Here is a 10,034-nt window from a genome sequence, read left to right as displayed (position 1 = left end):
CACCGGCCCGCCAGCCCCCCTTTCCCCGCGACGCCCGGCGCGCCCCCCGTCGCGCCGGACCCGGCGGGCGGCGCCGCGCCGGCCGTCTGCGCGAACTTCTCCTCTCCGGCGTCATCGACTCGTTCGGCAACTCGCTCGGCTGGACCGTCGTGCTGCTCATCGGCAGCGCGCGCGGCGGCCTCAGCGAGGCGGCGCTGTTCAGCGCGGCCATGCTCATCGGCACCGTGGTCTCGGCGCCGGTCACCGGCTGGCTCAGCCGCCGGCTGACCGGCCGCTGGCTGCTGCGCGGCACCGCCACGGTCGAGGGGACGCTGCGGATCGCCATCCTCGGCGCGCTCGTCGCCGGCCTGCCGGCCTGGCTGGTCGCGATCGCGATCGGGCTGATGAACGTGGCCGCGTGGACCGGCTACGCCGGCATGCGGGCCGAGGTCAGCGCGGTCGACGCCTCGACGAGGTCGATGACCCGCTACGCGGTCGGCATCGCCGGCGTCGAGGCGGGCGGCACCGCGCTGGCCGCGCTTCTGCCCAAGGGCCCGGCCGGCTATCCGGCCGGCTGGCTTCTGGTCGCGGTCTTCGTCGCGTACGCCGGGTCGATGCTCCCGACGATGGTGACCGCGCGCCGCGCCCGGATCTCCCCCATGCCCGGTGCCTCCCGCAATCAGCTGCCGGGACCCGGCATCCCGACGACCGAGGTGGTCCGGCAGGCGCACGCGAGCGTGCGGCTTCCGTCCGTACGCCTGTTGATCGCGGGCGGCGGCATCATGCTGACCGCGGCCGGGCCGGTCCTGCTGGCCGTCCCGGTCACCGAGGAGTTGCACGGCTCCGGCTGGGTCGCCGGGGCCGCGGTCGCGTTCTGCCTGGGCACGCTCCTGTCGACGACCGCGGCCGGCCTGATCGCCAAGCTCCGGCTGCCGGCGGTGCTCCGCTGGACGATGTGGGGCCTGGGGATGCTGGTCGGCTGGATCTTCGCTCCGGCGTACGCGCCGATGGTGCTGGCGGCGCAGTTCCTGGCCGGGCTGAGCCAGACCGCGTTCGAGGGCGACATGGACTCCCGGGTCGCTGAGGAGGCGCCGCGCGCGGCCCTGACCCGCGACCTGGCCTACAGCGCCTCGGTCCGGGCGCTCGGCGGCGCGGTCGCCGTACGCCTGCTGCCGATGCTGGTCGCCGCCCCGGCGATCGGCACCGTCGCGAGCGTGGCCGGCCTGGCTCTCGGCGTGACCGCCCTGGCGCTGTGGGCCGGCCTGTCGACCGTTCCCCACCTGGTCCGGCGGTTGGCTCATTAATTGAGTTGACCCGCGTGACAGCATTCGCGGCATGAGGACCCCGCAGGACATCGCGTCCCTCCGGTGCTGTGCGGCTGCTGCCGGGCTGATGACCTCCTAGAGGCAGACCGCTTGACGCACCGGGACCCTGTCATCCCGGAGAGTTCCGCATGTCCTCATATCGCCTGTACCTGCTCATCAGCGGCTGGGCCGCGTTCGCCGGCAGCACCGCGTTCACCCTCAATCTGATCTATCAGGCCACCGTCGTCGGCCTGTCCCCGCTCCGGCTGGTCCTCGTCGGCACCCTGATGGAGACGGTCTGCTTCGTCGCCCAGGTGCCGACCGGCGTCATCGCCGACCTGGTCAGCCGCCGCCTGTCGGTGGTCGCCGGCTATCTGCTGATGGGTGCCGGCCTACTGGTCTGGGGCCTGTTCCCGTCGTTCGCCGCGATCCTCGTCGCCAACGTGATCTGGTCGGTCGGCGCGGTCTGCGTCGACGGCGCCGAAGAGGCGTGGGCGGCCGACGAGATCGACGACGACCGCGTCTACAGGGCGTTCGTCCGGGGCGGCCAGATCGGCCAGGCCGGCGCGCTGCTCGGGATCGTCGCCGCGACCGGACTGGCCGTGTTCGGGCTTGGTGTCCCGATCGTGGTCGGTGGTGCGCTCACGCTGGCTCTCGGCGTACTCCTGGGGTTTGTCATGACCGAGGAGCGCTGGTCGCCGACGGCGACCGGGGAACGCACCACCTGGCGTTCGATGCGCCGGCAGGTGGTGTCGGGCGGCCGGGCCATGCGGCACAGCGGGATGCTGGCCGGGATCGTGGCCGGCACCCTGTTCGCCGGCATGAGCAGCGAGGGTTTCGACCGGCTGAGCCAGCCGTTCCTGCTGCCGTTCCGGCCCGGCGCGCCGGCCGAACTGGTCTTCGGTTCCCTGGCCGTGGTCGCGGCGCTCGGCTCGATCGTGGTGACGGGCGTGGCCGGCCGCAAGCTCGACGCACTGGATCCGCGGCGGACCGGCCGCGTCCTGGCCCTGCTTGAGGCCCTCACCGCGGCCGGCATGGTCTGGTTCGGGCTCAGCGGGCGGCTCGGGCTCGCGGTCACGCTCTACCTGGCGGTCCGGCTGCTGCGCGACGGCGCCGGGCCGATCCTGAGCGTCTGGCTGGTGTCGGCGACCGCACCCGGCTCGCGGGCGACGGTCTTCTCGATCCAGGCCCAGGCCGACGCGCTCGGCCAGATCGTGGGCGGCCCGCCGGCCGGCCTGATCGGCCAGCGCCGCTCGATCGGCGCCGGCATCTCGGCCGCCGGCCTGTTCCTGTTGCCGGCGGCCGGCCTGTTCGCGCTGGCGGCCCGGCGCCGGCCGGTCGCCGCGGAACGTCAGCCCATGATGAGCTGACACACGTCGATGTAGCGGGCGGCGAACCCGGGCCTGGCGGTGACGCCCTGGGTTCCGGAACCTGACGTCTGGTCGCCCCTCGACCTGGGCGGATGTCCAGGAAGCGCTTTCCGAGCCGCTCACCTGGCATTGACAGGCCTGAAATCAGGGGTTCACAGTGTCATTTCAAAGAGCGCTTTCCCCGAGGCGCTCGACCTGTCCCCCGACCCCAGGAGTCACCCCCATGACCTCGCCAGTCCTGGAGACCAGACGCAGACGGCTGTCCCCGGCCCGCGCGCTGGCCCTCACCGCGAGTCTCGCGGGCCTGCTCGCCCTCTATTTCGTCGCCACGACCACCCACGCCGATGCGGCCGAGGTGGTGGTGTCGCAGGGCAAACCGGCCACCGCGTCGTCCACCGAGACCGCCAACGGCTATCAGCCGTCCGAGGCGGTCGACGGCAACAACGGCACCCGATGGGCCAGCGCCTGGTCCGCCACCCAGTGGTTCCAGGTCGACCTGGGCACCCCGACCGCGGTCAGCCGGATCGCGATCAACTGGGAGGGCGCCTACGCGACCGCGTTCCAGATCCAGTTCTCGTCCAACGGCACCAGCTACTCGCAGGCGTACGCGACGACGACCGGTGCCGGCGGCCAGCAGAGCATCCCGGTCAGCGGCACCGCCCGCTACGTCCGGATCAACCTGACGTCCCGGGCGCTGGCCAACTACGGCTACTCGTTCTGGGAGTTCCAGGTCTTCGGCGGCGGCACGACGACCACCCCGCCCACCACGCCGCCGACCACCCCGCCCACCACGCAGCCGACCACGCCGCCCCCGACCAGCGGCACGGCCAAGCTGCTCTCCTACAACAAGCCGGCCCACGCCTCGTCGGAGCAGAACGACGCGAACTGCAACCCGTGCACGGCCGACAAGGCGTTCGACAACGACCCGGCCTCACGCTGGGCGACCAGCGCGACGACCGGCTGGGTCGACCCGGGCTGGATCTACGTCGACCTGGGCGCCACCGCGCAGATCAGCCAGGTCGTGCTGCAGTGGGACCCGGCGTACGGCAAGGCCTACCAGATCCAGGTCTCGGCCGACGCCGCCAACTGGACCACGATCTACTCGACCACGACCAGTGACGGCTTCAAGGACGTCATCAACGCCACCGGCAGCGGCCGCTACGTCCGGATGTACGGCACCGCCCGCAGCGGCCCCTACGGCTACTCGCTGTGGGAGTTCAGCGTCTACGGCACCGGTGGCAACCCGACCGCCCCGCCGGCCCAGCCCGCCGACCCGACGTTCCCGGCCACCCGGATGGTCTTCGACGACGAGTTCAACGGCGGATCGGGCACCAAGCCGGACTCCTCCAAGTGGACGCAGGACTTCGGCGGCGGCCAGAACGGCGAGCAGGAGTACTACACCAACGGCGACAACACGATCATGAACGGCAACGGCCAGCTGGCCATCACCGCGAAGAAGGAGTCGTCGAACGGCCACGACTACACCTCGGGCCGGATCAACACCGGCGGTCACTTCACCTTCCAGTACGGCCGGGTCGAGTCCCGGATCAAGGTGCCGAAGGGTCAGGGCTTCTGGCCGGCGTTCTGGATGATGGGCGCCGACTTCCTCACCGGGCGGCCGTGGCCCTACAACGGCGAGGTCGACATCATGGAGATCCTCGGCAAGGACACCACCACGACGTACTCGACGCTGCACGCGCCGATGTACAACGGCGGCAACGGTTACGGTCAGTCGCTCAAAACCGTCGACCTCTCGGCCGACTTCCACACCTACGCCGCCGAGTGGGACAGCAAGGGCATCCGCTTCTACCTCGACAACCAGCTGGTGTTGAACGCCGACCGCAATACGGTCGAGAACACCCGGGGCGCGTGGATCTACGACCACCCGTTCTACATCATCCTCAACCTCGCGGTCGGTGGTGACTGGCCGGGCGCCGTGGACGCCACCACGCCGTTCCCGTCCCAGATGCTCGTCGACTACGTCCGCGTCTACCAGTAGGTAATTGATCATGGTCACCGGCCGGAAGCCCCGAGAGAGCGCTCTCCCCCGACTTCCGGCCGGTGCTATAAACAACGCCATGAGCTCCCGGCCCCCGCGCGGCGGACACCAGCCGACCATGGACCAGGTCGCCGAGGCGGCCGGGGTATCGCGGGCCACCGTCTCCCGGGTGATCAACGGCGCCCCGACGGTCGACGCCAAGATCCGCGAGATCGTCCAACGGGCCATCGCCGAGACCGGATATGTCCCCAATGTCGCCGCGCGCAGCCTGGTGACCCGCCGCTCCAACTCGGTCGCCCTGGTGATCAGCGAGCCCGACCGGCCCGACAACCACTCGTTCCTCAACCGGATCTTCACCGATCCCTACTTCGGCCGCATCACCGCCGGGGCGACCCAGGCGCTGCGCCCCCACGACATCCACCTGGTGATCATCCCGACCGACTCGACCGACCATCACCAGGTCATCCGCTACCTGCGGCAGGGCCACGTCGACGGCGTCCTGCTGATCAGCAGCCACGAGCACGACGAGCTGCCCGGGCAGGTGCACGACCTCGGCATCCCCGCGGTCCTGTCGGCCCGCCCGGCCCAGCCGCTGAGCCGGCCCAGTTCGGCGGCGAGCTTCGTCGACGTCGACCAGCGCCTCGGCGCCCGTCTCGCCGCCGACCACCTGCTCGGCCGCGGCTGCCGCAAACTGGCCACGATCAGCGGCCCGACCGACATCCCGTCCGGCCTCGACCGGCTCGAAGGCTTCCGCATCCACCTCGAACAGCGCGGCCTCGGCCCGGTGCCGGCCGTCGAGAGCGACTTCACCCGGGCCGGCGGCGAGGAGTCGGCCCGGCGCCTGCTCACCGAGCACCCCGACCTCGACGGCCTCTTCGTCGCCAGCGACCTGATGGCCGAGGGCGCGCTGCGCGCGGTGCAGGACATGGGCCGCCGCGTGCCCGACGACATCGCCGTGGTCGGCTTCGACGACAGCAGCGCCGCCCTCGACTGCCGCCCGCTGCTCACCACGATCCGCCAGCCGGTCGAGGAGATGGCGGCCGAGATGGCCGAGGTGCTGATGGCCCACATCGCCTCGCCGGGGCGCCTGCCCCGCTCGGTCATCTTCCAGCCCACCCTGGTCATCCGCGACTCGGCCTGAGCGTTCCGCTCACGCTTCTTCCCGTACGCGCACCGCGCGGCCTCGGGTCGCGCTGCCCCTACGGACCGGCCGAGATCGTCACGGGCTCCCCGGCCTTCTCCGCGTCGAGCCCCGTGCCTCCCTCGGCAACCGCCGGGTCGCGGCGCGGGGCCGACCAGATCGCCGCGTTGAGCACCGCCCACGCCACGCCGGTCAGCACCGCCGCCACGGTCTCGCTGGTCCGGCTCCAACCGAGGTAGACCCACGAGCCCGCGCACACGACCACGTAGACCGCGGCCACCGTCCAGACCGCCACCCGCCACTTCCAGGGCAGCCGCCCGGCGAGCATCCAGGCCAGCAGCCCGACCGCCCCCACCAGTTGCGCGGTGTGCCCGGCCGCCAGCGACGCCATCGGGCCGGCCGCGTCGAACGGGATGTGCCCGTCGAACTCGGTCGCCGACGGGAACACCACCGCGCTCGGCGCCTCCCAGATCTGCCCGGCCGACGGCGTGGCCCAGGCCAACGCGGCCGCCAGCACCACCACCGGCAGCACCGGGCCGACCGCCGACAGCACCCCGGCCCCCGACCTGCGGCGGCGCCACCCCCGGACGGCCGAGACCACCACCGCCACCGCGAACAGCACGCCCGGGTCGGCGAACGTGGCCGTCTCCAGCGCGAACCGGTAGCCGTCCGACGTCCACTGCCCGCGTGCCCAGTCCCCGGTCGCGCTGTCCACCGCGGACAGTCCGCTGAACCGCATGATCAGGGGAATCACCAGCACCAGCACGGTTGCCAGCACGCACAGGGCGGTCACGCTGAGCACCAGATCGACCAGCGGCGCGGCCGCGGTGCGCGGGAACTTCAGCCGCCCGAAGCTGATGAACGCCCGCCCGTTCGAGCGGTGCACCACCGTCGGGTGCCGCCCCAGCCACCGCCCGGCGAGCACCAGCGCGACGATGAGCACGACCAGCACCGCGAGCGCACCCCCGGCCCGGCCGGCGCGGGCCGCCAACAGGTCGTACGACGCCCCGGCGGCATAGCTGGCCCCCACCATCCAGCCCGACCACAACACCGCCGACGGCATCTGCCAGACGATGAACCGCCGGTACGACACCCCGTTCATGCCCGCCAGTCTCGGCACCAGCGTGCGGGCCCCCACGATCCACTGGGCCATGAAGATCGCCCGCCCGCCGAACCGGGTGAACAGCCGCTCGGCCCGCTCCCACCTCTTGTCCCCGATCCACCGCCCGAGCCGGGTCGTACGCAGTCGCGGCCCGTGCCGGCGGCCCGACCGATAGGCCAGACTCCCCCCGGCCCAGGCCGCGACCACCCCCGTAACCGCCGCCGGCACCACCCGCACCGTCCCCGCGTTGGCCAGCAGGCCGATCGCGATCAGGGCGGTGGCCGCCGGCAGCACCAGCCCCGCCACCACGGCCGACTCGGCCGCCACCAGTCCCCCGACGACCAGATAGACCAGCACCGGCGGCAGGCCACCCAGCAGGTGGTCGAGGATCCCCATGCCCAAGGACGCTAGGGGCCCGCTTTCACTACGTTCAATCGGTGATGGTCCCTAGGGCGCGGGATCCAAGGTGGACAGCTCGGCGCTGAGCGTCGCGCCCAGCTCGTGCAGGCGGGCGTCGGGGTCGGCGAGCCGGATCGCCACGATCAGGGCGCGGTAGGCGGACCGCAACTCGGGCAGCGCCTCCGGCGGAGACTGGGTCAGCAGGTCGTGGGCCCGCTGGGCGGCCGGGCGGAAATCGGCCGGGGTCTCGGCCGGTGGCGCCGGCAGCGTCCCGGCCAGGTCGGAGTCGGCGGCCTCGTCGGCCGGCTCGCTCTCGGGCACCGCCATCTCCGAGCGCAGCCGCAGGTTGGCGCTGCGCAGGCCGAGCGGCCCGATCTCGAGCGAGGCCGGCGGCAGGCTGTGGGCGACCATCGCGGCCCCGCGGGCCACCAGCTCCTCCGGGTCGAGATCGCAGCGGATGCGGGCCAGCCCGAGGTGCCCGGCCAGGCGTCGCCGGATCAACGGCATCCGGGTCGAGCCACCGACCAGCAGCACCTCGTCGACCGGCGCCCCGCTCGCGTCCCGCGCTGCCGCGCTCAGGCAGTCGAAGGTGCGGTCGAGGTCGGGCTCGATCATCGACTCGAACACCCGGCGCGGAAGCTGCACCGACGCGTTCACCGTCGCGGTCAACCGGGGCAGCTCGAGGGTCGTCGTCTCGGCCGTGTCGAGCTCGCGCTTGCGGATCTCGGCCTCGGCCCGGATGCGGTCGCGGATGCGATCGTCCTGGCTGAGGTCGACGTGATAGCGCTCGCGGATCTGCCGCAGGGCATAGCCGACCACCCGCTCGTCGAAGTCGTCGCCGCCCAGCCGCGGGTCACCGGCCGTGCCGAGCACGCTCACGCCGTCCGGGCCGGCCTCCACGATCGCCGCGTCGAAGGTGCCGCCGCCCAGGTCGTAGATGGCGAACGTGCCCGGCCGCTCGGCGCCGACGGCCACGGCCGCCGCCACCGGCTCCTCGAGCAGGCGGCGCACGGTCAGCTGGGCGAGGCCGGCGGCCTCGGTGATCGCCTTGCGCTGGGCTTCCGCGTACGTCGTCGGAACAGTGATCACGGCCTCGTGCACCGGTTCGCCGATCAGTGCCTCGGCCCGGCGCTTGAGCTCGATCAGCAGGTACGCGCAGAGCTCGTGCGGCTGGTATTCGCGGCCCCGGAACCGGACGCGCCGGTTGGACCCGAGCTCGCGCTTGATGCCGGCGATCACCGCACCGGTCTCGCCGACCGACCGCCGCCCGACCGTGAGCCGGCCGACCGTCACCTGGCCGGCCCGATCCTGGCCGACCACCGCGGCCAGCGGCGGCAGCACGACCACCCGCCCGTCGTCGCCGGCCAGCGCCGCCACGCAGGTCGTGGTGCCGAGGTCGATCCCGATCACCGGGTGCCGGGTCGTCCGATAGTGGGCCCCGAAGAGGTCGTGCTCGGTCAAGGCCGCCCCCTGTGACCAGCAGTACGCAGGTGGTCCCTGCTGGTCAAGCTAACATCCGTCGCCGACCCGACAGAACTCACGACCGTCGATCCGTCGGACATCTGACGAACGCTGGACAGGGGCGGGGTCGCGACTCCGGAGGTGGCCATGAAAGGGTCCCGGACATGACCGTCGACTTGCGACCACTGTCCGCGGACGACTTCGAGCGGCGCCGCCCCCGGCTGATCGCCGTGTTCGCCGACGAGCTGGTCGAAAGCTCGGGCATCACGCCGGAGCAGGCCGAGGCGGAGTCGGCCCGGCAACTCGACGTGATGCTGCCGGGCGGCGTCGACACCCCGGGCCAGATCCTGCGCAAGGCGGTCGACGGCGACGGCACCGAGGTCGGCTTCATCTGGATCGTGGCGGCCGGGCTCTCTCATCCCGGCATGGCCTGGGTCGGCGTGATCGAGGTGCAGCCGGAGGCCCGGTCCCGGGGCGTCGGCAGCCGCATGATGCTCGCCGCCGAGGACGACCTGCGCCGGCGCGGGACGGCCCGGCTCGGGCTGCACGTCTTCGGGCACAACACGGGTGCTCAACGCCTGTACACCCGCTTGGGCTACGGCATCCTCAACCAGATCTGGCAGCGCCCGGCCACCCCGGGAACCGGGCCCGCCGCCGGCTCCGACCCCCGGCCGGCGCGGGCGGAAATGGCCGCCGGCCCAGACCCCCAGGCCGCGCGGGCGAAAGCGGACGCCGGCTCAGACCCACAGGCCGCGCGGGCGGAAGCGGGCGCCGGGCCGGACCGTCAGGCGGCGCCGGCTGAGGGTGTCGAGCTGCGGCCGGTCCCGGCCGACGTGGCGGCCGAGCTGATCGACGGGCTGGTCGCGACCGACCCGCACGGCGTGGCCCGCGACCCCGAGGCGGGCATCGAGCAGGCGCGGGGCTATGTGCGGCAGATCGCGCCGGACGGGCTCGACGCCCCCGGCGTGTGCGTCCGCGCCGCCTACTCCGGCGGCCGGCGCATCGGCTGGATCTGGTTCGGACTGCCGAAACCCCAGCACCCCGCCGTCGGCGTGGTCAGCCACATCGAGGTGCTCCCGGAGGAACGGCGGCGCGGCCACGGCCGGGCCATGGTGGCGGCCGCCGCGGCCGAGCTCGCCCGGCGCGACGTGCCGTACATCGGCCTGGACGTGCCGGGCACCCGGCACGCGGCGCTCGCCTGCGCGGCGATCGGCGGTGTCGGCTTGGCGCTGATTTCCCCGCCGAGGGGGTCGTAGCTCTAGAGAGGCAGAGGGGCGGG

At 72.9% G+C, this 10,034-nt stretch carries 7 protein-coding genes; 5 read left to right on the top strand and 2 right to left on the bottom strand.

What is annotated here, in order from left to right:
• The 4 genes from AB0M88_RS51850 to AB0M88_RS51835 all read left to right on the top strand — a co-directional run.
• On the top strand, nt 1-1,283 hold a 1,283-nt coding region (locus tag AB0M88_RS51850), incomplete at its 5' end, for a hypothetical protein (protein WP_364115572.1).
• A 149-nt stretch (nt 1,284-1,432) separates the two neighbouring features.
• Nucleotides 1,433-2,653 (top strand): MFS transporter, encoded by a 1,221-nt coding sequence (locus AB0M88_RS51845; protein ID WP_364115569.1) that lies wholly within the window; start codon nt 1,433-1,435, stop codon nt 2,651-2,653.
• A gap of 223 nt (nt 2,654-2,876) precedes the next feature.
• Nucleotides 2,877-4,652: a discoidin domain-containing protein gene (locus AB0M88_RS51840; protein WP_364115566.1), complete on the top strand. Its 1,776-nt coding sequence runs from the start codon at nt 2,877-2,879 to the stop codon at nt 4,650-4,652.
• Between the two features lie 79 nt (nt 4,653-4,731).
• Nucleotides 4,732-5,793, top strand: a complete 1,062-nt coding sequence (locus tag AB0M88_RS51835; protein WP_364115563.1) for a LacI family DNA-binding transcriptional regulator — start codon at nt 4,732-4,734, stop codon at nt 5,791-5,793.
• Between the two features lie 58 nt (nt 5,794-5,851).
• On the opposite strand, the gene AB0M88_RS51830 is transcribed toward AB0M88_RS51835, so the two are convergent.
• Both AB0M88_RS51830 and AB0M88_RS51825 read right to left on the bottom strand, forming a co-directional pair.
• Entirely contained in the window at nt 5,852-7,291 is a 1,440-nt protein-coding gene (locus AB0M88_RS51830; protein WP_364115560.1) for a DedA family protein, read from the bottom strand.
• 51 nt (nt 7,292-7,342) lie between these two features.
• Entirely contained in the window at nt 7,343-8,755 is a 1,413-nt protein-coding gene (locus AB0M88_RS51825; RefSeq protein ID WP_364115557.1) for an Hsp70 family protein, read from the bottom strand.
• Nucleotides 8,756-8,919: 164 nt separating this feature from the next.
• Between AB0M88_RS51825 and AB0M88_RS51820 the strand changes: the two genes are divergently transcribed.
• Nucleotides 8,920-10,011: a GNAT family N-acetyltransferase gene (locus AB0M88_RS51820; RefSeq protein WP_364115554.1), complete on the top strand. Its 1,092-nt coding sequence runs from the start codon at nt 8,920-8,922 to the stop codon at nt 10,009-10,011.
• Nucleotides 10,012-10,034: the final 23 nt, after the last annotated feature.

It is taken from the genome of Actinoplanes sp. NPDC051411 (assembly GCF_040682075.1).
In the GTDB taxonomy this organism is placed as follows: Bacteria; Actinomycetota; Actinomycetes; order Mycobacteriales; family Micromonosporaceae; genus Actinoplanes.
Note: the sequence above shows the minus strand (reverse complement) of the source record. Positions and strands in the feature narration are given on the sequence as shown.